Here is a 24,648-nt window from a genome sequence, read left to right on the forward strand (position 1 = left end):
CGTCTGTCTTGACGACCTTGTGCAAATACTTTTTTTCGTTTACAAGACCATGACACCCTGTTGATAAATCATGCGATAAATTCAGAGGAGGCTCGGACTATGGCTATTATCATGAAATCCAAAGAAGCAGCTGAGCAAGTATATGCAACGATCCGTTCACAGGTAGAAGAAATGAAGCAGCAAGGACACCGTCCCCATCTGGCGACACTATTGGTAGAAGGCGATCCGGCTTCTGCCTACTATGCCCGGACCAAGCAAAAAATAGCGGAGAAGCTGGGCATCTCATTTCATCTTCATACTTTTGATCGTCATGTTAGCGAAACCGAGCTACTGCACCTGATCGGCAGTCTGAACAATGCACCCCATGTACATGGCATTATGCTGGAACTGCCGCTTCCCCAACATCTTTCCGCCTCCGTTATTAAACAATCCATCGCCCCCTACAAGGATATTGATGGGATTACACCTGATAACAAGCTGGCTACCGTAACAGGTGACGCAGGACTATATCCCGCAACACCACAAGCCTGTATCGAGCTGCTCAAGCATTACGGTCACACATTGGCAGGCAAAAATGTCACTCTCGTGGGCATCGGACAGACAGTGGGACTTCCCCTTTTCCACATGTTGCAAAGAGAAAATGCCACCGTTACCGCCTGTCATGCAGGAACACGTGATATTGCAGAGCATCTGAGCCATGCAGACATTGCCTTCGTCGCAGTCGGATGCCCTGATGTGATTACACAGGATATGGTTCATCCCGGTCTGATTTTGGTAGATGCGGGAATTAATGAGACGCTAGAGGGAAAAATAGTGGGGGATGCCGCTTTAGACGTTGGGGAAAAGGTCCATGCCATTTCTCCGGTTCCTGGCGGCGTTGGCACCTTAACAACTGCGATTTTGTATAAAAATCTGCTCAAAGCAATACATCTGCAACACTACTCCAGAGAGGTGGTCTATTCATGAGTGAACTGTCGTGGAATCATTCCATCGGGCATTTTCTAAAAGAGGCTGCAAGTGCAGCGCCTACCCCCGGCGGAGGAAGTGTATCCGCACTGGCTGCGGCACTAGGCGCGGCTATGACCTCCATGACCGCCAACCTTTCACAAGGAGAAAAATATGCGCATATCCATGAACAAATCACGGACGTCATTAGCAGCATGGAAAGATTGTCTGCACATTGTGAGGAACTAATGGTCGCAGACATCCAATCCTTTGAACAGTACATGACCGCGCTGCGTTTGCCCAAGGAAACGGACGAAGAAAAGCGCTATCGTACCCATTCCTTACAGACAGCGGTGATCGCTGCCATTGAGGTACCCATGCGCCTGCTGGAAGTATGCCGGGACGGATTGTCGCAAGCCTACAACATTGTGGAAATGTCCAATAAAAATGTGATTTCGGATCTTGGCCTCGGCGCGATCCTGTTCGAAGCCGCCGCTCAATCTGCCCTGCTTACCGTCGACATTAACCTTGCTTCGCTGAAAGATTTGGATGTCAAATACTGCTATGAGACCAAGACAGCCGCACTCATCCGTGAAATCGGACAGATCAAAGAACAAACCTTGTTGATGGTGCGCAGTCGAATAGCGAATTAGATTGCTCATAACCGTGTTTAACCTGTTCGAACCAACATATTCTGCTTACTCATTAAAAAACAGCCTCCAAATCCATCTCTAATCGTGGGTTTGGAGGTTATTTTATTGAAATTCATACATTTTGGAAAACTTTTCTATATAATCTACGTCTATGGATAGGGGGATACATTGATCAAGAAATGAGGAAAATCGTATGAAAAGACGGGCTCTATTACTCAGTATAATCACGTTATTGCTGCTCAGTCCCAGTGTATGGGCGGCCGGAGATAACTCCACATCCCATATTCGCGCCTATGATTCCGGGAGTCTGATTCAGTCTGATGGAAGCTTGTGGCTGTGGGGTTATAATCAATCCGTACCGACTCGTGTAGAGGGTAAGCCGGACGTTGTAAAAACATTTTCTAATATCATCAACGAGGGCGATCTGGTATTTACCTTACAAGACCACTCTGCTTGGTATGTGCCTAGAAATAATATTGCTGAATCCGTGAAATTCGTTCCTCTGGAAGGATTACAGAACCTCGCAGCTGTAAGTAATTTGAATGATCATGTGCTCGCTCTGAGCAGCGAAGGCAGCATATCTTCCGCTGAACGGCTCGACAATGGAAACATCTCTAGTCCTTTTCAAACCCTATCTGGCATCGACGAGGTTGCCAATATTGATAGTTACTATGAGGAAAGACCGGATGATGAGGAACGCTGGATATTTCTAAAGAAAGACGGCAGTGTATGGAAAAATACAAAAGCCTTGCAGGGCTTCGAACCTATTTCATCATTAAAGGATATTACGTCAATCGCTAAAAACATAGCCTTAAAAAAAGATGGCACCGTGTGGACGTGGCCCAAAGAATTTGATAAAAATGCAACTCCGTCCGAAACTCTATCCGTATCGCAAATTCAAGCCTTATCGGATATCAAGACAATCAAGGCCAATAGGTATTCCAATCTCGCAATTGATCAGCAAGGTCGGCTATGGTTCTGGGGTGCTACAGTTACGGGTTACTCAGATAATACAACCTATCACAACGAAAATACCCCTGTACTATTAACAGGAGTAAAGGATGTTAAAGACGCCTTTTTCGCCGAACGCTCCATACTTGCCCTCACCACAGCTGGGAATGTATATGTTGCGTCTCTAGATGGTGAAAAGTTACCATCCAATGCACCCTTTACATTACTTGCTAAAAATATTCAAAGCATCAAAGCAGGTCCACGGCACGTAATCATGCAAAAAACAGATGGCGCCCTATGGGGCTGGGGTGTCAACAAACACGCGCAGCTCGGTATAGGGGACTATGAGTTTCTGTATAGTTCACCAGTTCCTGTACAAAAACCGATTCTTGTCCGTCTCAATGGTTCGCCTGTCTCTCTGAGTAATGGTGTCATTACCCGCAACGGGCAGGCGTTTATTCCCCTTCGTTCTGTTTTTGACAAACTGGGGGCCGAGATCGCTTATGATTTCAACAGCAAAATAGCGAAAATGAATCAGTCTAAGACAGAAGACCATCCTGTCTCTCTAGAAATAAATTTCAAAACCAGCCAAACAAAAGTGAACGATAAAGCTGTAAAGCTCACCAATCCGCCCTTCATGGTGAATGGTATTGGTTATCTTCCATTAAGGCTACTCAGCGAAACGCTAGGGGCCAAAGTAGATTGGATACAAAAAGAAGATACCATCGAAATTACGACAAAATAGTAAATTAAAAACCAGTCCAAACATGATTCATGTTGAACTGGTTTTTAATGCTATATACTGCGTATAATATGCGAATCCCTATCTGTTTTGGGCAATTCATTACAACGCAGAATCTCACATCTATTGTTTAGCTTTATTCTCTTTTTCTCTTTCGACCAGCATATCTACGATCATATCAATTTGCCCGGTAATAGCGATTGGATCATAACGATAATACGTATCAAAATCGTTAAAGAACACTCTATTGTTCTTCACCGCTGGAAGATTCCCCCACACAGCGGACGACTTTAGTTGTTTGAGCGCGTCACCCTTTTTCTCGGGGTCATACGTAGTCAGGAACATATAATCTGCGTCATACTGTGGCAATACCTCCATCGAAAGCTGCACCGTTTGTTCCTTGGAGTTCACTGTTTTCTTTGGCATGTTCAGTTTAAGCGCATTGTATACAGCTTGGCCGCCGCGACCCGCATTGTCACCAAAGATCCAAAGTGCGTGCTTGTCCGTCAGCTCATACAAACCGAAAGTTGCCTTTTCGTCAATCACACCTTTAAGACGTGCGCGACCTTCAGCGGCCTTTTTATCAAATGCAGTAATAAATTGCTCGGCCTTCTCCTTTTCCCCAGTGATATCGCCGAACAGCTTGACCGTATCATAGATATTAGTCGTCGTACCGTACGGAATGTACAGGGTAGGTGCGATTTTAGAAAGAGCCTCATAATTCGTATCCTTCATAACCACGATCAGATCGGGTTTGAGTTCCAGCGTCTTTTCCAAATTGGTCGGATCACCCACCTCTTTGGTTCCTTTTTCCTTCAGCAAATCGGTCAGAAAAGGATTTTGAAACGCAGTCGGCTCCACACCCACCACGTTAGCACCCACGCACAGCAATTCTCCGCCGTAAAAATCCGTTACAATGCGCTGTGGCTTAGCAGGAATTTGAATATCCCCTTTAACCGTTTTAAAGCTTCTAGTCTCTCCAGTAGTAGCCGACTCTTGCTTATCTTCTGAAGATGAAGCCGGACTACTTCCATTATTATTTCCGCCGCAAGCGCTGATGAATACAGACAATACAAGTAACATAGCTGTCATCATAAAATACGATTTTCTTTTCAACTGATTAGCCCCCTATATATTGTGGAGATGATCTCCCATACAGATGATAATGATTATCAATATCGTAAGAAATATATCAAGCGTCGTCCTTGCTGTCAACTGAAAAACGAACTTTGCATCATTTCATTTTAAAAAACAAAAGACCTGCCAAAAAATGATGGCCAGGTCTTTTTTCGTGGGCCGTCTCAAAAACCTACACATTGGGGCTAGGCTGCTGAAGACTGCTTTCTGATGATCGCTGTTTTGTTTTATATTCTTCTCCCCAATCCTTCATCAGGTTAATAATCGGGATCAGCGTTTTTCCAAATTCAGTTAGAGAGTATTCGACCTTAGGAGGAACCTGTTGGTAGACTTCACGGTGAACGACTCCGTCCTCTTCCAGCTCGCGCAATTGGAGTGTCAGCATACGCTGAGTAATTCCCGGACAGATCCGCCGAAAATCACTAAATCGCTTAGTCCCATACATAAGATGATATAGAATAATCCCTTTCCATTTGCCCCCAATCACGTCCAGCGTGAACTCAACTGGACACGCCTGATCATTTCCAGCGGTACATTCCCCAAAGCCGCCTTTCCGATTGCGCATAGGCTTTTCTCCTCCTTGGTATCATTTTATATACTACAGCACATTAATGTGCGTACTTCAAAAACGATCATGTATATTCTAATATTAAGCATGTCACTTGGTAAGCGTCAATTTTAATCACATCCATAAGGAGTGGAATAACGATGGAAACCTTAACTACTACTAAAGATCAAATCTTATCTGCATACGAGTTCAGACATGCAACGAAGGAATTTGATAGTCATAAGAAAATTAGCGATTCCGATTTTGATTTTATTCTTGAAACCGGTCGTTTATCTCCAAGCTCATTTGGCTTTGAACCTTGGAAATTTGTTGTCGTTCAGAGTAAAGCTATGCGTGAGAAGCTGCTGCCTTACTCTTGGGGGGCGCAAAAACAACTGCCAACAGCCAGCCATTTTGTACTCATCCTCTCTAGACTTCCTGAAGATATGGTAGCCTCCTCCGATTATATCAAGAGTATGATGGAGAACGTGCAACAATTACCCGCTGAAGTGATTCAAGGCAGAGAGAAAGTGTATGATGCCTTTCTAAAATCTGATTTTGGGCTGGAGGAAAATAAAAGAGCCTTGTTCGAGTGGGGCTGCCGACAAACCTACATCGCACTGGGCAACATGATGACTGCCGCAGCTCAAATCGGCATTGATTCCTGTCCTATCGAAGGTTTTAATAAACAGGAAATCGAACGCATCCTCTCCGTAGAAGGCATTATGGATGCCGAACATTTCGGTATTTCCTGTATGGTGGCATTTGGATACCGTCTGAACGAGCCGCGCGGCAAAACCCGGCGATCTGTAGATCAGGTTATTGAATGGGTGTAAAACCTTTACTCTAAAACAAAGAGGCGTCCCACAGCCATTTCCATGGCTATGGGCGCCCCTTTTTCATAAAATCTCAAGTCTTATAAAAAATCTGTCATTCAAAATCCTTACTGATAGTTTACTTCTTCTGCAAAGTAAATCTCCTTCAAACGATCCTTTACGCGCTGAATTTCATCTGCTGTTAACGGAGCTGTAGGATGCAGCTTAAAGTTCCTTCCAGTGACATAGCTTACATCCGTGTTCTTATCCAGATTGTATGCCATCTTCGGAACTGGTTTTGGGGTATAATCGGTAAAGTCAATAATGGACCATGCCGCATCTCCATCCTCCTTGGATAAAATAATCCGCTGTGAGGCGTTTTCAGTCCACAAGTAACGCAGATTGGCTGGTGAATTATTGGAGTCCATAACTGCCTTAAAGCCTGAGCCTCTAAACATGAGCGAAAACTCCGTATGATCATTACTCAATCCAGCTACCGATTCATAAATCTGTTTCAGCCCGTCCACGCCCACAATCTCAACCTCACGGTCAACAGGGAAGTGATTCACAAAGTTCTCCCATATTTGAGACATGTTATGGTTTTTGGCAAGCCAGTTGACATCCAAAATAATGGACATGTAGTTTACTGTATTCAAACGTTGATACGGGTTATCTAAATACTGCTGCGCTATATACAGTTGTGGTGCCGCATCCGTTTCGGTCACATATGGATCGCCCGGATGGAGAGTCCAGCGTGAGGAATCTTTGGTATAACGTGATCCAATCGGATCAATCGTAATCGAGTTCATAAATACGATACCGCTATTATTTGTAAGCCCCTGTGCCGGAACAATCGGATTATCCTTATGGGACCAGTAAGGCATCAAAGGTGAACCCTCACCATACATGTTGTTCACATTATACTGTGTAGCCGACCAACCCATCGCTGAGGTGATCTTAAAATGATCCTTAAGCCATTGGGCCTGCTCAGGATTCACCGTAAAGCCAGTCAATGATTTAGGCAGATACTTCCGATATTGGTCTGTATCCATGCTTTCAAACACCGAAGGTGATCCTAACGAACCAGATTGGTGCAGCTCATTGAGTGCATTATAACGATACATATACAACCACTCGTTCATCTGTGCTTCCCATTCAGGGAGACCAAACAGATTATTCGGATACCCATCCAAAATCCCGACTTCATCGCCATACTGATCCACATATTCCAAAACCTTTTTAAGCTGCGGACGATTTGATTCCACAAAAATAAATCTATTTTCCATGGCCCACGTCACTTTTACGTTGGGACCAAAGTGATCCATCAGCAATTGACGTGACTGCTCAATTTGCTCTATCGTGGTCGTACTGCCCGCATCTTTTCCCTGCAGCATCATAGAGATAGCAAAATATTGCTTTTTGCGTGCTCCTGGTACTACAGTTAACTCGGCATCGGATATGAAGTGAATTCCCTGAGAGGGTGACTCAACCTCAATCTTGAATGGAATGACAGAGTTCAATGCAGGTATCAGATGCAGATTGGCAATATGTCCATCCTCGTCAAATATCCCTCTGGAATCCTCAATCCGAAGCTTCAAGTCTGACGGCAATAGACCGGACGGTATGACCTCTCCCTTTGCATTTTGAAATACATAGGGCATGCTCCAGGCATTAGGGTCTAGAGTCGCCGCCTGTGAAATGGAGTACGTCGCCAAGTATACGGACCTGATTACACTCGGTTCCTCTACCGGAGGAGTCTTCCCTTTCACGATCAGCTTGGTCTGTGCTTTAAGCACCTGATGGGGTTTAGCAATGATGACTTCCATCTCTACAGGAATGTAATCATCAGCAGCAGGTATATTTTCGGAATGCGCAATTTTCCCATGTTCATCAAATACACCTAATGTATCACTAAATGTGTAAGTAACACTTGTGACGCTAACATCGGGAATGCTTACCAAGTGCCCTTTATTGTAGAGGTCAAAGGACAGCTGATACGAAGGATACGTTTCTGGTTGATTTACCAACTCGGGCGCCTTGATTACGACCTCATCCACTAGAAAATCCGAAGAATGGTCCGGTTGTTCTGACGGAGTCACTGGTGGTTTGAGCCCAGGATCTGGTCGTACAACTGGCGGTTCCGGGTTAGGCTCAGTAGGTGTTACCGGAGATACCGGTGAATCGGGTCTTGGGCTGTGGCTTTTAGGCTCTTCGATTTCCGGATTCGCACGCTGGTGACTAATTTCTGGCGCTAGGTCGACCACGATCTTCTTCGATTCCGGTGGACTGGCTGGCTGATTCATCGTTGCAGCTCCACTTCCTAATGACTCCAACAAACGCTTGGCACGTTCTCTCAGACCGTCGCCACCTAGCCATATCCGATATGCTACCAGTGTAGCATCCTGCCGTCTCACAGACTCTTTGGGATGGAAATAATGGTTCGTGTCCCCCTCGATCAGCTCCAAACGTTCCATCAGCCATACGCTCGTTTGTGCATAGGCTGATACATCAGACTGATCCACAAAACTGGATTTATTGGAAGCACGGGTATCTTCAGTAACACCGAAATACCTGGCATACCACACTGCCATATCCTGACGAGTCATATTGTTTTTTGCACCGAATAACTGATCACTAATTCCTTTGGTAATGTTCTCTGCTTGCAAGGTCTGCACATAGGGTAGAGCCCATGGTGACACATCACTAAAAGGAGCAACGCTTTTGTTAACCGAAGTTCGCTTTAACGTTTTAGCGAAAATACTCGCCCACTCCTGTCGCGAAATAAAATGTACAGGTCGAAAGCTACCATCCTGATAACCCGTAACATACCCTTGAGCAGCCATGGCTTCAATTGCATCAGCTGCATATGAATGTTCAATATCGTTAAAGGCCCTGTTTGCAAAAACAGGCACAGTATGTATACAGAACAACCAAACAGCCAGTATAGCAGCGATGTACTGCCTAATTTGTTTTAACTTTTTTTCATATTTCATATTATTTTGGATTCTTGCACCTCCTTTACAATATAGCATCAGGTTACTTGCACCTGGACTTCTGTGTGAATTTTGAAAATTATTTCTTTTGTTTTCAAACGGATTTCATTTCAATTAACACCAAACTGTATATACTTGAATTATCGGAATAATATCCCTAGGATTGAATAAAGACAGCAAAAAAAGTAATTATAGATTACGGTTCTATCCGTAATATTGTCATTATTTTAAAGGCATATATCCCGATCTTTTAAAATGGTTTTCATTGGGAATTAACATTTACAGCATTTTTTCAATATTTAATTTCCTAATGCAAGCATCACAATAAAAAAGATAACATCATGTATAAAGCACCCTACACAATGTTATCTCTTCTTTTGTTTTTATTGGCTATCTCCATCATCAGTTGATTCTTTGTTCCCAGTACTCTTAAAAACATAATAATAACCTTCTGAAATCCCATCTTGCGGATAAGCTGTAGGATCTTCGCTGGTTACTTGACCTACAAGCTCCCGATTGTTAAACGTGTGAGGACCTTCCTCTATTAACGCTTCAGCAGACATCCCACTGATAAGTCTTACGGTACTGGACCAGAATGTAACTAAATATATATCGTTAGCATTAAATTGAAAGCGTCCTTCACTGGGTGTCCCCTCATAAAACAGCTCAGACAAAGAAGCCGCTTCTGACCCTCTCATAAAAATTTGAATATCACTAGTTCCATTCCATCTATGAGGAATTCCGCCTCTAGGATTTATATACTCTACAACCTCAGGCTCTTGATCGCGAAGAAAATCAGTAACTGTAAATTTGTACACATCATCCGTTATACTCTCGATTACAACTCCAGTTGTTTTCCCCGTTTTATAGCCGCTGAAATCTCCATACACATTTGGGGTTTGGCTTAAAGCTGCAAAAAACCTTTCCTGATCCATATATTCGACTCTTCCAGGTACTGCAGTCAATCTATATGTCTTGACCTCAGTGCCCTTGTACTTATCCCAAGTATATTCTGCTGCATAAGATACTCCACCGTTCCAGCCCACAGATGCCACCATGAGAATACCTATCATCAATAATAATGGCCATTTTTTCAACAACATACCCTCAACCTCTTTCTCCAAATACACTCAAATCATTATTAGCATTATAGCTTTTCAATAATTCTATTAACAGTTAAATATTAGAAAAATATAAATTCAAACATAAACACTTGGACATGAAACGTATGCGCATTCTCTCTTGTGGCTTGGTCTGCAGTATTGCTCGCAGTAGCATTATACTGGCCTGTCTCGTATTCCGGTTGCAGATTCACCTTCACTTTGCTTCTTGAAGTTACCGCATGCGCTCTTTACCTAACGAGCGCCTCACTTTAATATTTGCTGTAGTTGTTATGATCTCTTCCTTTTTATCACTCGCATACCCAGACACCTACGAGGACTTATACAAAGTCTCACATTTTTTTTTAGCGTTTATGTTTTTATTTTCGGGAATTACAGAGTTTAAGGCCAATCGTAAGAGTGTAGCAATAATAAACTTCTCCATTTTCGTTCTCACTTTTTTTGTATCTATATTTACATTTGTAGTGCGAACAGGATAACCACGCGGTTCTATACCTCAGTAACAACCCTTTCGTAGCCCCTCCCTCGTCATATAAAAGAAAAGCCGAGCGAACTCAGGATCATCTGAATTGCGCTCGGCAAATGTTACGTATTTAGCAATCTTTTAGTTTTCCTCTAATTCTTCAATTCTCTGCCGCTTTCCTATGCCAAAGACAAAATATCCAACAACGACGATCGCCATAAATGTTGCCCCGACAATCAACGACAAGCGTGTGTCTGGATTAAACCACATTCCAACGATCACAAGCAACAAAAAGACAATGGTGATGTAATTACTGATCGGAAAAAAACGAGACTTAAAGGTGTGATCCTTCATTTCGTCCTTCCACTTTTTCCTGAATTTAAATTGACTGATGGCTAATGCAAACCACGGTACCATGCCTGGAAGAACACTGGCGCTGTAAATATACAGAAACAGTTTGGAATCAGGCATTAAATAGTTAAATAACACCCCTACCAGCAGCAAGGAAATGGTCGTTATTATACTATTTCTAGGGACGCCGCTTGGAGAAACTTTCCCAAAGAACTTAGGAGCTTGTCCGTTCTTAGCCAATGTATATAACATTCTGCCCGCACTGTAAATACCACTGTTACAACCAGACATCGCAGCTGTAAGTACAACAAAGTTAATGATACCCGCAGCAGCCACAATTCCTACCTTGGCAAAAGTCAGAACAAATGGGCTGCCGATCTCGCCTATTTGGTTCCAAGGATAAATCGTAACAATGACAAAGATTGCACCCACGTAGAAAATCAAAATACGCCAGATGATGTTTTTAATGGCTTTTCGCAGTGTCATCTTCGGATTTTCAGCTTCACCTGCCGTAATACCTACCATCTCTATCCCTTGGTAAGCCGCTGTTACAATGCAGAGTGCAAATAGGAACCCTTTCAAACCACCTGCAAAGAAGCCTCCCTGGCTGTACAGATTGGATAGACCTATCGGTTGTCCACCGTTACCGAGTCCAAAGAAGATCATCCCCGTACCAACTACTAGCATGAAGATAATGGCGACAATTTTAATCATCGCAAACCAAAACTCAAATTCCCCATAAAATTTCACAGCCGCCAAATTGGCCAATGCAATAATAATTACACCTGCCAAAGCCGGTAACCATTGCGGGATATCTGGGAACCAGTAGCCCACATATACCCCAATCGCAGTGACTTCTGCCATCCCTACGGTAACCCATAAAAACCAATAGCTCCAGGCGGTCAAGAAACCGGCTAAAGGGCTGATATATTTATGAGCAAATGTAGCGAATGAGCCTGTCACCGGTTCAAGAATCAGCATTTCCCCCATGATCCGCATGACAAAAAACATAATAATCCCAGCTAAGAGATATGCCAACAGCACTGAGGGACCTGCCCATTTTATCGTACTTGCCGACCCCATAAACAAACCGACGCCAATCGTACCTCCAAGCGCAATCAACTCAACGTGCCGTGGCTTTAGCCCTCTCGTTAATTGTTTCGATTCCAAAAGAACGCTCCCCTTCGTATATGTTCATCATCAAACGCTAATGATCCGGAAAACTGTCCCCAAACATTATTAATTTTTCAGACTGACGTGGTCGTGAGTGAACGACTACAAAGTAGTTCCACGATTCGTAAATATACAAGGAAACCACGTCCTATTTACCGTCCAAACCTTACTGTTTCTAAGACCGAGTCCGTAGCATTAGATGCATTGTATGACAAAAAACGCCTAAATACAACTGCTAATTAGCAGACATTTTTAGGCATGAAATGGAAAGGAAGGCTATTCATATTTTCTGAACAATGGTCAATTTAATGCAATGCATTAGAGTGCTAAACATACATATTTTTTCAATGATAAATATCACGATATTAAGCCTATTTGAAATCTGTATTCAAATACAGTGGAAAACATGAAATCCGAATGAAAGAGCAACATTTCAAACATTGCCTTGTGATATAACTAGGCATGAATTCCAAACAAGGAGATGAAGATCAGAGTTTTGAACCCACTTATTCAATGATGAATGAATATGTATTTATTTGAGATTTTTTATAAAATTTTTTTGATCCTTGGTAAACATATAGCCACGTCGTTCGTAGAACCTGTGAGCCTGTATCCGACTTGGATGAGATAACAGTTTGATCCCGGAAAATCCATGGGACTTCCCCCACTGTTCAAATTTCCTAAACATTTTTTTCTTTCACTTTTAAAATGCCTCCTTTTTTTCATCATACGATGCTTTATGTTGAATCATTAATCCTCGCAATCATACCCGTTAAAACACTTCAGCATCTCGATAAACGCTTCAAGTTTAGAATCCTCCCATGTTGAAATTCGTTGATAAAACTCTTTTTCTTTTTCTTTTAAAGCTTCCAAGGCTTTTTCACGACCATTGGCTGTCAGGGATATCAACACTCCCCGACGATCCTCAGGATGAGTTTCACTTTTTACATAATTCAAGTGTTTAAGCTGAGTAACAAGCCGACTAACAGAGCTTCGATCCATAGCGGTGGATTCCGCCAAAAATGTAGCGCTTGCCGGACCGTATGACAGGAGACAACGTACAATCAGAAAAGCTGCAGGTTGTAATGATGGATCGAAAAGTGCCGCAGTTTTTACATTGAGTGCATGCGACGCGCTTATAAGTGCATTAAGTTGTTCACCAAGATTCAGTTCTAATTGCTCTCTTGTAGAATCTGGATGTTGAGTTTTATTTTCCATAGTCTCCACCTTATTTGAATGAGTTCGAATATATATTTGACATATATCAATCAAAATACATATACTTGATATATATCAATCATATTTTCAACTTTAGTAAGTGTCAAGCAGAAGATCTACAGTATAAAGCATCCACAACCGTAAAGCGTAGACATGAATATGGATGTAATTGGATCGAGAATTCGGAGGATGATTTATATGTCGATATACCCGATTATTGTAATCACTGGTGCTACTAACGGTCTTGGACAATGGGTAGCAATTGAATTAGCCAAACGTGGAGCACATCTAGTCTTAACAGCCAGAAATGAAAAACGTGCTGAAACGACTAAAAATATTTTAAAAGATCTGGCGCCCAATACAAAGGTGGACTTTTTTTTCGGAGACCTGTCTCTTATGAAAGATGTCAAACGTATGGGAGATGAAATTAAAGCTAATTATCCAAAGATTGATGTATTAGTGAACAATGCTGGATTACATGGATTTGAACAGCGAATAACCTCAGAGGGTTTGGCAGAAATGATAGCCGTAAACTATCTTGCCCCGTGGCTTTTAACGCATACACTACTCAAGTCACTCATGGAATCCACAAATGCTAGGATCGTCAATGTGGCTTCTGAAGCATCACGCAACCATGGTGAATTAAAATTACCGGAGGATTTAACAGATACATCTGCATTTAACGCAAGAGGTTCATCTAAGATATACGGAAAGACCAAGCTTCTTAATATCATGTTTACAGAAGAACTTGGACGTCAACTGGATGGAACTGGAATCGTAGTTAACGCACTTAATCCAGGTTTTAACGTTACCGGCCTTGGTCGCGAGTTAGGATTTTCTTCGATACTTGCAAAGATATTGAACGCTTTGCATATCGGAGACCCACGGAAAGGAGCAGACATCATTATTCGCTTAGCAACAGAATCCCCATATCAAGAAGTGACAGGCGGATATTTTAATGTTGGTACTGGTAAGCCGATTGTGCCGACATATCCTGGTGGGGATACCAAGATGCAACACCTACTTTGGAGCACTACTACCGAATTGTTACGGCAAAAAGGCGTTATAGAATGAAATAGAATCTAATATTGAACAATGCTCCTCCAACGAATGGTTCATTTTGTAAACTAAATCTCTCTTTTAACCGATAAATACATATGTTGGTTCTGTACTTAAATATCTCCTCTCATCTTTACATATTCAAGTACAAACGCGTATTTTTCCTAAAAGGGGGCTTTCTATGAACTATCTAGACGAGCATATACTTAGCCTCAAAGCTAAAATGGTGGATCAGAAGACAGCTAATAACGATAATGTGAAATCCATCCCAGCTCAAACTCAGAAATCGGAACAGGACGGTTCCATGTTTGAAGAAACAAAGCTACTTCATGTTGAAAATGATTATCTCACGTTGGAGCCCATTACAATACTACACGGAGAGATTGGTTTCTACATCCCCAAGTCCTTTACTCCTATGCCAATGGAGCAAGCTATAATCAAATATCCTTCAGAGCATCGACCAAAGGTCATTTATACCTCATCTGAGGAGACCATCAATATCACTTTTAATCCTACAGATACCGCTCTGGAAGCGGAAGAACTGCCCGATTTTGTAGAGCAAATGGCGGATATTCTACGGTCTGTACAACCGATTCGCAACTGGTTAGGTACCGAAATGGTCACCAACTGTTCCGGACTTTCAGTTGGACAGATTCGTTTTGTGGCGGCGGGGATCGACGGTAATCTATACAACGAAATGCTGCTCTTTATCCACAAAGGACGAGTTGTCATAGGTTCCTTTAGCTGTCTGGAGGCAGATCTCGAAGTCTGGTTACCTGTAGCGGAATACTGGGTTCAATCCCTTTCTGTCCTTCCACCCTCCGCCTATTCTATAAATGAGAAAGGAATGACTACACCATGAGTCTGGGATACGATCAAATTCAAATTCACCCTTATGAACAAATGGATCTAGAAGAGCTCACCTTAACGAAAAAAGTTAACGAGCATACTCGGCTTTATTTTACAGGTGTTATCCCCGAAGACTTGCAAGACAGTTACGTGGAAACGACAGAAAAAAATACCATCATTGAAGTCAGCCAACAAGATGAATCTGGCGCAAGCAAGCCGCTATTCAGTGGGATTGCCCTCTCGGTCGAGGTAAAAGTCGTGCGAGGTGTGTACTATCTGGAGGTGGAAGCCATTTCCCATACATACCGGATGGACATGAAGCAGCGTACTCGTTCTTTTCAGTATACGAAAATGACGATTCCTCAAATGCTGGAGCACATTGGTAAGGACTATGAAGGACTGGATGTGATCGACGGGGCTACCGGCGGAGAAGCCATCGGACGACTTGCCATTCAGTATCAGGAGACAGACTGGGCATTTTTAAGACGCATAGCCTCCCGTTATCATACGAGTCTGATGCCTGTAGCCCGTTTTGACAGTCCCAAATTTTATTTTGGTATTGAGGACAGCCCTGCACAGGCGATACTGGATCATACCCGTTATACCGTACGTAAGCAATTGCTTCCTTTTCGTTATTTTCAGGAGAATGAGCAAACCCAACTGAGTGAACACGATTTTATTTTTTATGAGGTAGAAACGGATGAGGTACTCGACTTGGGCGCTCAGTTGAATTTTCAGGGGCATAACCTATATGTGATGGAAGCCTACACCGCCATGAGTCAAGGACTGCTGCGGCATCAGTATGTGTTGGGTTCTTACCAGGGATTTCGGCAAAAAAGCTACTACCAGGATAAGCTGGCAGGAGCCTCATTAAGCGGTATTGTGCTGGACGTACGTCAGGATCAGGTGCGCATTCATCTGGATTGTGATGAACAACAGGACACAAACCAAGCACACTGGTTCAACTATTCTACCGTGTACAGTGGCGGTGGTCATACCGGTTGGTACGTCATGCCAGAAAAAGGCGATTCAGTTTCCCTCTATTTCCCCGGTAGTCGGGAAGAAGACGGCGTAGCAGGTAGTGCCGTGAGACGGGCAGATCGCAAGAGTACGCATAACCATTTTTCCAATCCGCAAATGAAAATATGGCGTACCCCGCATGGCAAGGAAATTCGGCTAGGACCGGATGAACTGGTCGTTACAGGTAAGGACGGCGCTATTTATATCAAACTGGACGATAAAGAAGGCATTCATATTGCGAGCAGCAAACAGGTGAATATTACGGCGGGAGGCAATCTCAGCCTATCTGCGGGGAAGACAATGAGCCTGTCCGCAGGTAGTCAGCTCCGTATGGATTGTAATGGCAGTCATATCGAATTAAGTGGGTCGGCAGACATGAAAGGCAGCGAAGTGAAGTCAAATTAAGGATGATTAGAAATGGAAAAGCAAACAGATGTGTTAGATCAGCAACAAACAGCCCTTCATCAGGCTTGGTCTTTCATCCGCAAAGAATGGGCGTTGAAATGTAAATCAACACAAACACAAAGATTACAACATATAGTAGAACATTTTCGCGCCTTTTGTGAGCTGGTTCGGCAAAAACAACTCACAGGTCGTAAAGGTCATATTGGTTACATCACCTACTCTATGCTGCGCACCACATGGCTTGAACAGAAGCCCGTTTATCTTGTTGAAGCTACGGATGCCTTATGGATGCTTGATGCTGAGCCCGTTCAGTTGGAGTACGATGCAAGTTGGATTTTTCTCTATTGGACTCAATTACGTGAACAGCTTGGGGCTGAAACTTTGAAGCAACAAGTCTCCCTTTCCGAGCTTGAACTGGAACAGATCATGCTGGAAGCAGCGGGATATCTTCATACGATGATCGTTAGTCTGGTTCGTCAGGCTATGAAGCAAGCAGTCGACCTACCAGAGTTTAAGGCGTTGGATCGTGAAGAAGCTTTTGAGATTCGCGTCGGAGAGTATATGGATCATAGTATCTCTGTGTACCGGGAAGATCGGAGACCCATGGATGCAAACATAATAAAGTCTTGGCTGGAGGAAAAAGAAGAATCGGCCTACAGCTACCAAGCACTGTCTCAAGTTCAACTGTCGGATGGAGATTACAGTTCCTTGGATTTTCGCTATACAGTCTTTCGCCAGATCGGGATGCAACAAAGTCGATTGCATCACTGTATCCTCGTAGGCACGGTATGGCAAGAAACTCAGCTAGATGGAACCGACTTTTCGCACAGCCTGCTTCACGGAGCCGATTTCAGTAGCTGTTCCCTGCAAGAGGCTGTACTGGACGAAGTTATAAGCAATAGCGAATATGGATCGGATGCTTGGCTGGATTGGGAACCGTTAGGATTGGATGGAGTGAATTTTACAAGAGCTAATTTACAGGGAGCTAGCTTTCAACATGCACAGCTTCAAGGGGCTGCTTTCCAAGATGCCGCGCTGCAAAGAGCTTTATTTAACGGCGCGGATCTAACAGGTGCCTGCTTTATAGGAGCCGATGTTACTGACGCTTCGTTTATAGGTGCATGTTTAGCAAAAGCTAATTTTACAGGAGCAAAACTACACCGGGTAATCTTTACAGATGACCAACTAAGCCAAGCTATTGGCCTTGCTGCTGTAGAAGCGCCACTGGCTACACAGATAACAGATGCAGTGAGTAAAGGGGAGTGGATGTCATGAGGTATTACCGACTCATGGTGGACGAGCGCGTAAAGCATCGGGTGGAGACTGCGCCCCTAGCTCCCTTGCAGGTGGAGGATATCCTTTCGGGTCATACCATTCAGACAGAGGACACTCCCCTGTTTTTAGCAGTACATACAGATCCACGAACCGTATATCCGGATTTTCTGGAGTTCCCTTTGCCGCTGGTTTCAGACTCCATGAAAGCCCTGTTGGAAAAATACATGCCAGAGCTGGAATGGAAGGCCGCTATACTTACCGATTTTCAGCAAGCCAGGCAGGATGTGTACTGGGTACTGCGTCCACCTGTGGTGGACTGTCTTTCCTCACAAACCGAGTGGTATCCCGACCATACCTTGAAGCAACTGGTACTTAAGTACGGGAAAATCGAACCGTCTATATTTCGGATTGCCGGCTTGTTGGAAGCACATGTCTATATCAATCTCGCGGTAGCGGAAAGTCTGCTGCGTCGTCCATTTACAGGTGTTCGTGTGCAAAAAGTGGAGATGGCCACAAAGGAGGAATAAGCCGTATGGAAGAAGCAAGTGTGCAGCCTGGAACAGGTGCGAAAAAAAGCTATGTCGTGGCAGGTGCGATTTTAAGCTGTAGTTACGGTACACAGCCTACGCGTTTGAAGCGCCCTTTTAGCCACGGGGTGTATGTTAAAAATAAGGCACAGATGAATATTGGAGATTATGTACCTGGGGTGAACATAAAATCTTTTGGGAATTGCTCCAGTCCGCTGAATCCGGCTGTGCAAGCCAGTGAGATGGTCGATATTTATGGGGTGAAAAAGGCCCCGTGTATTCCTGTCCTTACGATGCCTTGGTTGAACGGAAAAAGCGACATGCGCATCGAAGGCCAGCCTGCTCTTACGCAGAACTGTACGCATCAATGTCTTTATTGCGGACACATACAGATCGAAAATGACGGTCAGGAGCTGGATTAATCAGTTGCAACCTACCCCTATAAAAACAAAATGCGCTGGTGAGAGAATGGCCATCTTCTCCACCAACGCATGATATAGGTTATCTTCAAATCGTTTGCTCCACATCAGGTACCACAGTAGGTTCGATAAGGACAGGTGGATTCCTCAGGCAATGTAGAGTAAATTTCCTGTTCGGTAGAGTAGGCATAAGGGTTCGAAAGAACTTCAAGAAGCTGTTCCATCACACGGTAGTCTTCTCGTTCCACCGCAGCTTCTAGTGCTTCTTCTACCCGGTGGTTGCGTGGGATGATTGCAGGATTACTGCTGCGCATCAGCTGACGCGAGGAGGCTTGTGATTCCTGCTGTCTGCCTAGCCTCGCCTGCCACTGCTCGTGCCACTGGGTGAATTCCGCAGTGCTGAACAGAACCGTATCCTCCAGCTTGTTCAAAGTTAGGGCACGGAAGGTATTGGTGTAGTCGGCACGATGCTTCTGCATGATACTCAGAAGCTCCTCAATAAGAGATTCATCCTCCTGCTCTTCGTTAAAGATCCCTAGCTTCGCCCGCATTCCTGCAAGCCAATGATGGTGAAACATTTTTACAAAATCTGAAATTGCATCCTCAGCCAGTGTGACAGCCTGCTCCCTGTTGTCATGCAGCAGTGGCAAGAGCGTCTCAGCAAATCTCGCGAGATTCCACGCAGCAATATGCGGCTGATTGGCATAAGCATAGCGTCCCTGCCTGTCGATGGAACTGAACACCGTCTCAGGATCATAGGTATCCATGAAGGCGCAAGGACCATAATCAATGGTTTCTCCGCTAAGGGTCATATTGTCGGTGTTCATCACCCCGTGAATAAAACCAACTAGCTGCCATTTGGCAATCAGCTCGGCTTGACGCTTAATCACTTCCTGAAGCAGTGAAAGGTAACGGTTTTCGTCATTGGCAACTTCCGGGTAGTGTCTTTCCAAGGTATAATCAGCCAGAGCACGGAGATCTTGGGACGTGCCCCATGCTGAGACGTATTGAAAGGTTCCGACGCGAAGATGACTGCCAGCCACACGGGTCAGAATGGCTCCGGGCTGCTCGGTCTCCCGGATGATCGACTCACCCGTGGATACCACCGCCAAGCTGCGGGTGGTAGCAATATCCAGCGCATGCATCGCCTCACTGATGATGTATTCGCGAAGCATCGGACCAAGTGCCGCACGGCCGTCACCACCACGGGAGTATGGCGTTCTGCCTGAGCCCTTGAGCTGAATATCAACCCGTTCACCCAAGGGAGTGATCTGTTCGCCAAGCAGCAGAGCACGCCCATCTCCTAACATGTTAAAATGCCCAAATTGATGCCCTGCGTAAGCTTGAGCAAGAGGTACGGCTCCTTCTGGAACCTGGTTTCCAGCCAGCTCCGCTACGCCATCATTCCTTTGCAGCGCTGTACCGTTCAACCCCAGTGATGCTGCCAACGGATGATTAAGTATAATCAGCTTGGGTGAGCGGACAGGAGTCAGTTTAAGCTTTGTAAACAATGATTCCGGCAAACGAGAATAACTGTTGTCGAAGTTCCACCCTATTTGATCTGCTATTTCTTTTTTCTCCGTCATAGTGTCTCCTTTTCTGCTGCGGTATCTTAGGTTTTCCCATTTTAGTTTTTACTTCTGCCCATTTATTATCCAATTATGAAACATCGAACATGCTTTTTTATTATAATCGATTATCGAACATTAATTGTATTTGAATACCGAACGGGTCTTCAATAATACCGTAGGCTTGGCTAAACACATTATTAGATAAAGGCACAATAATTTTCACTCGATCATCCGTAATCAAGCTATTATAAAAACGTTTAATTTCTTCTAAATCAGCACTTTGAATACATAATGAAGTGTTATTACCCACTGTATATTTTTCACTGATGTTCATTGTATCTTCTGCTATCATTACTTTTGATTTTCCGATGGATAAGACAGAATGAGAAATATAATTTTTATTTTCATCAGTAAGCTGTATGGAGCTGTCACGTTGGGCCATGTCTTGATAGGTAACAAGAAACAATTCCTTTGCGCTGAAGTGTTTTTTGTAAAAATGTACAGCTTCTTTTGCCTTTCCGTTCATGGATAAGAAAATAGCTACTTCTAATGTTGTACTCATGGTATCAATCTCCTTTTATATGTGTAGATATCTTATGAATTTGATCTATTCCCTTGAACTTATTATTATATAAAAAGGTATCAAAACATGACACCTTTATAAGGAGATTTAGATGAAGAAATCAGAAAGATTAAATGACATGATCAGATACTTAAACAGTCGAGAGTTTTTTAATTTAAATGACCTAATGGATAAATACCATATCTCGAAAAGTACAGCTCTACGAGATATTAGTTCATTGGAACAATTAGGTATGCCTATTTTTTCGGAACATGGCAGACATGGACGATATGGTATCCTAAAAAATAGATTGTTATCCCCCATTATTTTTACGATGGATGAAGTGTATGCTCTGTACTTTGCAATGTTGACGTTAGAAGCTTATCAATCCACCCCCTTTCACTTAAGTGTTAATCAACTCAATGAAAAGTTTGAACACTGTCTTTCTAAAATACAAATAAACCAGATTCATAAAATGAAAAAGGTTCTACAATTTGAAATATATCAGCATAATCATGTTAGTCGCTATTTAGATAAAATTCTAACAAGCATTCTTAATGAGAGTACGTGTAAAGTTAAATATGTAAAAAATAATCAGAACAAAAGTTACTATGTTCAATTTTTCAAAATTTCCGCTAAGTTTGGCCAATGGTATGCTACTGGAATAGAGTTACATACGAATAAATATAGAGTTTTCAGATGTGATCGAATCACCTTTGTAGAAGAAGAGGAGAACAATTCTCGCTTTTCTATAGATGAACTCCTTAATCGTTCATTGGAAATGTATCAAACTGAGAAGAGCATTGACTTTGAAGTAGAGATTGTAGAACAAGCCAAGGATATTTTTTATAAAGAACATTATCCTTCTATGAAAATAGAAAATGGTGATAAGACAGTCATTAAGGGATTTTATAATCCTGGAGAAGAGGAGTTTATCGCTCATTATTTTATGAGATATGGTCATTATGTACGATCAGTGAAGCCAGAATCTTTAAAACAGATTATTAAAGATAGAGTTGAGCACCTATTAAACCACTATCAAAAATTATAAGATCATCGAAGGTTTGTTCAAAATTTTCTCTACATTTTAGCAAGGAAAAGAAGGCTCACGCTCCTTTTCCTTGCTAACGATGACATTTGAATTATGGCTTCCGTTTGGCGATAACAGCATAGGATACCGTTCTTGTGAATCCAGTTGGATTCCATGCAGTAAATACCCATCTGTCTTCGGCCGCGGAATAATTATTGAGAAGAAACCCTTGTTCATTTCCAGAGAAAGTCCATGCACCGCTAATCAGATTGTAGGCGTTACCGTTAATCGTAGTGCTTCTAAAGCTATTAGGAGAAATAGTGATCGGAGCGAAAGTGAAACGTGCAAATCCATCTCCAAGTTGAGTTACACGAATGGCTTTTTTAAGATTCATAACCACGTGACTTCTTTTCTTTAGCTTTCTTCCCAACTTTGCTTCCGCATTTTTAATTTTCATTAAGGTTGCCTTTCTCAAAGAAATCATCTCCTTAATTGTTCTACTTATATTTAATGATGGGGTAGATACTTTTGAATGGACAAAATCCCCGGTAAATTAGCTTGATTTTCTGGAGGTGCTGAAACAAAAAGCCCTTCCTTAAAATAAAGGAGGGCTTGATACCGCTACTTCTCATTATTTCCGTTCCTATACCGATTTTGTTAAGCCGATATGGGTGATCATGGTGTCATACGGATCTAATTCCATGGTTTGTTTGCCATATTCCGTTTCAATCGTCGTTCTTTGAAGTTGATCGCTATTGTTAATAACAACCAATATTTTACTTTCTGGATAATAAGCACACTCTGTATATAGGTTATCTGTAATGTACTTCGTTTCATGTAACTCATTGCCTGCAAACCGAATTATATTCAGCAGCAACCTTGTGTTTTCCCAGCTGAATTCGAAAGAAGGAAGGTAGATCCCCTTTCCTTTACCAAAGGCATGAGTAGTCAATGCTATCATACCACTCGTTTCCTCCACTACCGCAGCTGACCCATCAGTAAGATAAATGCTATTCTTTGGCGTTATACTGGCTCCCTCAGGCACCAAACCATGCTCATCCCTAGCCTCGTATGCCCATCTTCCATGACCTACTCTGGAGCCTGTATCCTCATCCAGTCCAAGAACATGTGCCATTCTGAAAAAGCTGTCGTGGCCTTCAACCGCAGAGGGCTGGTTGATGCCAATAAAGGTACCACCCTCATAAACCCATTTCGTCAGTAAGTCCACACACTTGTTGTCATTCCAGTACTCCCCACCACTCCATGCTGAACCGGCAGAGCCGGCATTGATCACTACATCACAATCCTGTAGAATTCCCTGACGGATATCTTCAAAATCAATGAATTGCACTTCAATCGGCAATCCGGATAAAGCTTCATTGACATGAATCAAATCATGCATATACGTTTCATGGAAATGGCCGGACAATGTCCACGATCTCAATTTTCCCCAGCTATGCAGAATAGCTACCTTCGTCTTCATGTGATAGGGTTGGCCTTCATGGTGCAGTTCTTTAATTTCTCTGAACTCATTGGCAATTTTTTCGATATAATCACAAAAATCCGGGTAAGGCTCTACAAGGTGCAAATATCCGCCCAGTCCAATCCGGTCAATAGGCTCCCGCAGCAAGGCGCGCCGGATATTAATCCAATACTTTTTGGCATCCAGCGTGGGGTTTCCCCCTTCCATAAAGGTAGGAAGCCCGCCTAAACCAACTGGAAATAAATATGGATGCAGCCGAATCTCATGCGTATTCACTTTTACACCTGAACAGAGCCTCGCCTCGTATCCTGAAAACACACATTTAATCAACCCGTCAAATCCAAACTCTTGAAAACGGTCATTGTAAGGCTCCATGCCAACCCAACTGTCATCATAGAAAACATAGGCCAGCTTGTCGTGCCTATGCACAATGTCAATTAATTTCTTGCCAAATTCGATTACAAAATCATTGATAAATGCCATCCAATCCAGCTTGCGCTGCTCAGCCGGGATATGACTGACGCGGTATTTCCCGCCATTCACAAAATCCTCGGCAGTCATCGAATACCCGTATTTCTTGGCAAACAGATCAAGTGCTCTTGAACTTACCGTAAAATCGTATGAACCCCAGTCAGAGAACAGATGGCGATTGCGCTCATTACTGCCCCAGATCCAGGCGAAATTATAAAATAAGGAGGTAAACCGAACAACCGTGGTTTCCTTATGCTGGAGACACCAATCTTCCATCCAATCCAGCAGATAATTTTGCGTTTCTGCATAGATGGGATCAATCTGCATCAAATGCTCTTTGTCCCAATGATTCGTTGTGTGATTGTACATGGAAATCTCTTCCCAGATCCGGTAGGCCATAAAGCTTACCGTGTATTTATGCCAAGGAACAATTCCGGTAATGACCACATTTCCGGATTCCCTTTCATAATTCCACTGTTCTCTTGGAACTTCCTCTCCGGTCGTTCTATCAAAAACCTGCCAATAGTTAAACGCCTCTTTGGAATCATTAACTTTGAATTGTTCAGCAAAAAAATCCTCCATCAAATAGATGGATACATAATCTTGTACAGCTACCTTTGGATTTGTAATTAAAAAACACTGCTGCAGCTTACCCAGATGGTGGGACGCCCACTCGTTATGATCTCTGATGATACAGATTGTCGAATATATGCCGTACCCAGCGTTAATAATCTCATCGGACAATTGCGTGCCGTCACTATCACGGATGACATCGGCACCCCACCGTTCAGCTAATTTCAGGGTCAGCGCCTCATAACCGGATTCTCCCGGTAGTGTAAAGTTCCCCGTAGTTTGTTTGGACAACTTG

Annotated in this window: 21 protein-coding genes and 1 pseudogene; 11 read left to right on the forward strand and 11 right to left on the reverse strand. The window is 43.1% G+C overall.

Going from position 1 to position 24,648, the window contains the following annotated elements; all coding sequences use genetic code 11:
* Nucleotides 1-99 precede the first annotated feature (99 nt).
* From NLX78_RS17840 to NLX78_RS17850, 3 genes are all read left to right on the forward strand, one after another.
* A complete protein-coding gene (locus NLX78_RS17840; protein WP_069291169.1) occupies nucleotides 100-966 on the forward strand; it encodes a bifunctional 5,10-methylenetetrahydrofolate dehydrogenase/5,10-methenyltetrahydrofolate cyclohydrolase in 867 nt (288 codons plus the stop codon).
* Complete coding sequence (locus NLX78_RS17845; RefSeq protein WP_254351155.1) at nucleotides 963-1,598, forward strand: cyclodeaminase/cyclohydrolase family protein; 636 nt, start codon at nucleotides 963-965, stop codon at nucleotides 1,596-1,598. Before NLX78_RS17840 ends, NLX78_RS17845 begins: the two co-directional genes overlap by 4 nt.
* Nucleotides 1,599-1,791: 193 nt before the next feature.
* The gene (locus NLX78_RS17850) at nucleotides 1,792-3,294 is read left to right on the forward strand and encodes a stalk domain-containing protein (RefSeq protein WP_254351156.1); all 1,503 of its coding nucleotides are present in this window, start codon (nucleotides 1,792-1,794) and stop codon (nucleotides 3,292-3,294) included.
* Nucleotides 3,295-3,414: 120 nt separating this feature from the next.
* On the opposite strand, the gene NLX78_RS17855 is transcribed toward NLX78_RS17850, so the two are convergent.
* Together NLX78_RS17855 and NLX78_RS17860 are read right to left on the reverse strand one after the other, a co-directional pair.
* Nucleotides 3,415-4,407: an ABC transporter substrate-binding protein gene (locus NLX78_RS17855; protein ID WP_254351157.1), complete on the reverse strand. Its 993-nt coding sequence runs from the start codon at nucleotides 4,405-4,407 to the stop codon at nucleotides 3,415-3,417.
* A 193-nt stretch (nucleotides 4,408-4,600) separates the two neighbouring features.
* Nucleotides 4,601-4,993 (reverse strand): winged helix-turn-helix transcriptional regulator, encoded by a 393-nt coding sequence (locus NLX78_RS17860; RefSeq protein ID WP_165179453.1) that lies wholly within the window; start codon nucleotides 4,991-4,993, stop codon nucleotides 4,601-4,603.
* Nucleotides 4,994-5,136: 143 nt separating this feature from the next.
* Between NLX78_RS17860 and NLX78_RS17865 the strand changes: the two genes are divergently transcribed.
* A complete protein-coding gene (locus NLX78_RS17865) occupies nucleotides 5,137-5,811 on the forward strand; it encodes an NAD(P)H-dependent oxidoreductase (protein WP_254351158.1) in 675 nt (224 codons plus the stop codon).
* A 107-nt stretch (nucleotides 5,812-5,918) separates the two neighbouring features.
* Here NLX78_RS17865 and NLX78_RS17870 read toward each other — a convergent pair whose 3' ends face one another.
* From NLX78_RS17870 to NLX78_RS17890, 5 genes and pseudogenes are all read right to left on the reverse strand, one after another.
* Nucleotides 5,919-8,783, reverse strand: a complete 2,865-nt coding sequence (locus NLX78_RS17870) for an S-layer homology domain-containing protein (RefSeq protein ID WP_254351159.1) — start codon at nucleotides 8,781-8,783, stop codon at nucleotides 5,919-5,921.
* A 383-nt stretch (nucleotides 8,784-9,166) separates the two neighbouring features.
* Complete coding sequence (locus NLX78_RS17875; RefSeq protein WP_254351160.1) at nucleotides 9,167-9,886, reverse strand: hypothetical protein; 720 nt, start codon at nucleotides 9,884-9,886, stop codon at nucleotides 9,167-9,169.
* Nucleotides 9,887-10,508: 622 nt separating this feature from the next.
* Nucleotides 10,509-11,888, reverse strand: coding sequence for an amino acid permease (locus NLX78_RS17880; RefSeq protein WP_235307357.1), 1,380 nt, complete (start codon nucleotides 11,886-11,888; stop codon nucleotides 10,509-10,511).
* Between the two features lie 535 nt (nucleotides 11,889-12,423).
* Nucleotides 12,424-12,567: pseudogene (locus NLX78_RS17885) on the reverse strand (N-acetyltransferase); the annotation flags it as partial.
* 74 nt (nucleotides 12,568-12,641) lie between these two features.
* The gene (locus tag NLX78_RS17890) at nucleotides 12,642-13,109 is read right to left on the reverse strand and encodes a MarR family winged helix-turn-helix transcriptional regulator (RefSeq protein WP_250267494.1); all 468 of its coding nucleotides are present in this window, start codon (nucleotides 13,107-13,109) and stop codon (nucleotides 12,642-12,644) included.
* A 198-nt stretch (nucleotides 13,110-13,307) separates the two neighbouring features.
* Between NLX78_RS17890 and NLX78_RS17895 the strand changes: the two genes are divergently transcribed.
* The 6 genes from NLX78_RS17895 to NLX78_RS17920 all read left to right on the forward strand — a co-directional run bounded on the left by NLX78_RS17895 (nucleotide 13,308) and on the right by NLX78_RS17920 (nucleotide 18,666).
* Nucleotides 13,308-14,183, forward strand: coding sequence for an SDR family NAD(P)-dependent oxidoreductase (locus NLX78_RS17895; protein ID WP_254351161.1), 876 nt, complete (start codon nucleotides 13,308-13,310; stop codon nucleotides 14,181-14,183).
* 166 nt (nucleotides 14,184-14,349) lie between these two features.
* The gene (locus NLX78_RS17900) at nucleotides 14,350-15,030 is read left to right on the forward strand and encodes a hypothetical protein (protein ID WP_250259333.1); all 681 of its coding nucleotides are present in this window, start codon (nucleotides 14,350-14,352) and stop codon (nucleotides 15,028-15,030) included.
* Nucleotides 15,027-16,442, forward strand: coding sequence for a phage baseplate assembly protein V (locus NLX78_RS17905; protein ID WP_254351162.1), 1,416 nt, complete (start codon nucleotides 15,027-15,029; stop codon nucleotides 16,440-16,442). The genes NLX78_RS17900 and NLX78_RS17905 overlap by 4 nt, the downstream gene beginning before the upstream one ends.
* A gap of 12 nt (nucleotides 16,443-16,454) precedes the next feature.
* On the forward strand, nucleotides 16,455-17,717 hold the full coding sequence (locus NLX78_RS17910) for a pentapeptide repeat-containing protein (RefSeq protein WP_254351163.1): 1,263 nt from the start codon (nucleotides 16,455-16,457) through the stop codon (nucleotides 17,715-17,717).
* Nucleotides 17,714-18,244, forward strand: coding sequence for a hypothetical protein (locus tag NLX78_RS17915; RefSeq protein WP_196765479.1), 531 nt, complete (start codon nucleotides 17,714-17,716; stop codon nucleotides 18,242-18,244). Before NLX78_RS17910 ends, NLX78_RS17915 begins: the two co-directional genes overlap by 4 nt.
* A gap of 5 nt (nucleotides 18,245-18,249) precedes the next feature.
* Nucleotides 18,250-18,666, forward strand: a complete 417-nt coding sequence (locus tag NLX78_RS17920) for a DUF4280 domain-containing protein (RefSeq protein WP_013308879.1) — start codon at nucleotides 18,250-18,252, stop codon at nucleotides 18,664-18,666.
* A gap of 104 nt (nucleotides 18,667-18,770) precedes the next feature.
* Here the strand turns inward: NLX78_RS17920 and NLX78_RS17925 are convergent, their stop codons facing one another.
* Both NLX78_RS17925 and NLX78_RS17930 read right to left on the reverse strand, forming a co-directional pair.
* Nucleotides 18,771-20,249, reverse strand: coding sequence for a protein adenylyltransferase SelO (locus NLX78_RS17925; RefSeq protein WP_254351164.1), 1,479 nt, complete (start codon nucleotides 20,247-20,249; stop codon nucleotides 18,771-18,773).
* Between the two features lie 100 nt (nucleotides 20,250-20,349).
* On the reverse strand, nucleotides 20,350-20,796 hold the full coding sequence (locus NLX78_RS17930) for a VOC family protein (protein ID WP_254351165.1): 447 nt from the start codon (nucleotides 20,794-20,796) through the stop codon (nucleotides 20,350-20,352).
* Nucleotides 20,797-20,908: 112 nt separating this feature from the next.
* Here NLX78_RS17930 and NLX78_RS17935 point away from each other — a divergent pair, with 112 nt between their 5' ends.
* Nucleotides 20,909-21,847: a helix-turn-helix transcriptional regulator gene (locus NLX78_RS17935; protein WP_254351166.1), complete on the forward strand. Its 939-nt coding sequence runs from the start codon at nucleotides 20,909-20,911 to the stop codon at nucleotides 21,845-21,847.
* Between the two features lie 91 nt (nucleotides 21,848-21,938).
* Here NLX78_RS17935 and NLX78_RS17940 read toward each other — a convergent pair whose 3' ends face one another.
* The gene (locus tag NLX78_RS17940) at nucleotides 21,939-22,310 is read right to left on the reverse strand and encodes a hypothetical protein (protein WP_231109497.1); all 372 of its coding nucleotides are present in this window, start codon (nucleotides 22,308-22,310) and stop codon (nucleotides 21,939-21,941) included.
* Between the two features lie 159 nt (nucleotides 22,311-22,469).
* Nucleotides 22,470-24,644: a 1,3-beta-galactosyl-N-acetylhexosamine phosphorylase gene (gnpA, locus tag NLX78_RS17945; protein ID WP_254351167.1), complete on the reverse strand. Its 2,175-nt coding sequence runs from the start codon at nucleotides 24,642-24,644 to the stop codon at nucleotides 22,470-22,472.
* Nucleotides 24,645-24,648 lie beyond the last annotated feature (4 nt).

The sequence above is a fragment of the Paenibacillus sp. Lou8.1 genome (assembly GCF_024213565.1).
GTDB classification, from domain to species: domain Bacteria; phylum Bacillota; class Bacilli; order Paenibacillales; family Paenibacillaceae; genus Paenibacillus; species Paenibacillus polymyxa_B.

Excerpts from the sequence above, each read along its gene's own strand:
- NLX78_RS17860 (WP_165179453.1), bottom strand. The coding sequence starts at position 4,993 with ATGCGCAATCGGAAAGGCGGCTTTGGGGAATGTACCGCTGGAAATGAT.
- NLX78_RS17920 (WP_013308879.1), top strand. The coding sequence starts at position 18,250 with ATGGAAGAAGCAAGTGTGCAGCCTGGAACAGGTGCGAAAAAAAGCTAT.
- NLX78_RS17910 (WP_254351163.1), top strand. The coding sequence starts at position 16,455 with ATGGAAAAGCAAACAGATGTGTTAGATCAGCAACAAACAGCCCTTCAT.
- NLX78_RS17850 (WP_254351156.1), top strand. The coding sequence starts at position 1,792 with ATGAAAAGACGGGCTCTATTACTCAGTATAATCACGTTATTGCTGCTC.
- NLX78_RS17895 (WP_254351161.1), top strand. The coding sequence starts at position 13,308 with ATGTCGATATACCCGATTATTGTAATCACTGGTGCTACTAACGGTCTT.
- NLX78_RS17890 (WP_250267494.1), bottom strand. The coding sequence starts at position 13,109 with ATGGAAAATAAAACTCAACATCCAGATTCTACAAGAGAGCAATTAGAA.
- NLX78_RS17870 (WP_254351159.1), bottom strand. The coding sequence starts at position 8,783 with ATGAAATATGAAAAAAAGTTAAAACAAATTAGGCAGTACATCGCTGCT.
- NLX78_RS17875 (WP_254351160.1), bottom strand. The coding sequence starts at position 9,886 with ATGTTGTTGAAAAAATGGCCATTATTATTGATGATAGGTATTCTCATG.
- NLX78_RS17925 (WP_254351164.1), bottom strand. The coding sequence starts at position 20,249 with ATGACGGAGAAAAAAGAAATAGCAGATCAAATAGGGTGGAACTTCGAC.
- NLX78_RS17865 (WP_254351158.1), top strand. The coding sequence starts at position 5,137 with ATGGAAACCTTAACTACTACTAAAGATCAAATCTTATCTGCATACGAG.
- NLX78_RS17905 (WP_254351162.1), top strand. The coding sequence starts at position 15,027 with ATGAGTCTGGGATACGATCAAATTCAAATTCACCCTTATGAACAAATG.
- NLX78_RS17900 (WP_250259333.1), top strand. The coding sequence starts at position 14,350 with ATGAACTATCTAGACGAGCATATACTTAGCCTCAAAGCTAAAATGGTG.
- NLX78_RS17935 (WP_254351166.1), top strand. The coding sequence starts at position 20,909 with ATGAAGAAATCAGAAAGATTAAATGACATGATCAGATACTTAAACAGT.
- NLX78_RS17840 (WP_069291169.1), top strand. The coding sequence starts at position 100 with ATGGCTATTATCATGAAATCCAAAGAAGCAGCTGAGCAAGTATATGCA.
- NLX78_RS17845 (WP_254351155.1), top strand. The coding sequence starts at position 963 with ATGAGTGAACTGTCGTGGAATCATTCCATCGGGCATTTTCTAAAAGAG.
- NLX78_RS17915 (WP_196765479.1), top strand. The coding sequence starts at position 17,714 with ATGAGGTATTACCGACTCATGGTGGACGAGCGCGTAAAGCATCGGGTG.
- NLX78_RS17940 (WP_231109497.1), bottom strand. The coding sequence starts at position 22,310 with ATGATTTCTTTGAGAAAGGCAACCTTAATGAAAATTAAAAATGCGGAA.
- NLX78_RS17930 (WP_254351165.1), bottom strand. The coding sequence starts at position 20,796 with ATGAGTACAACATTAGAAGTAGCTATTTTCTTATCCATGAACGGAAAG.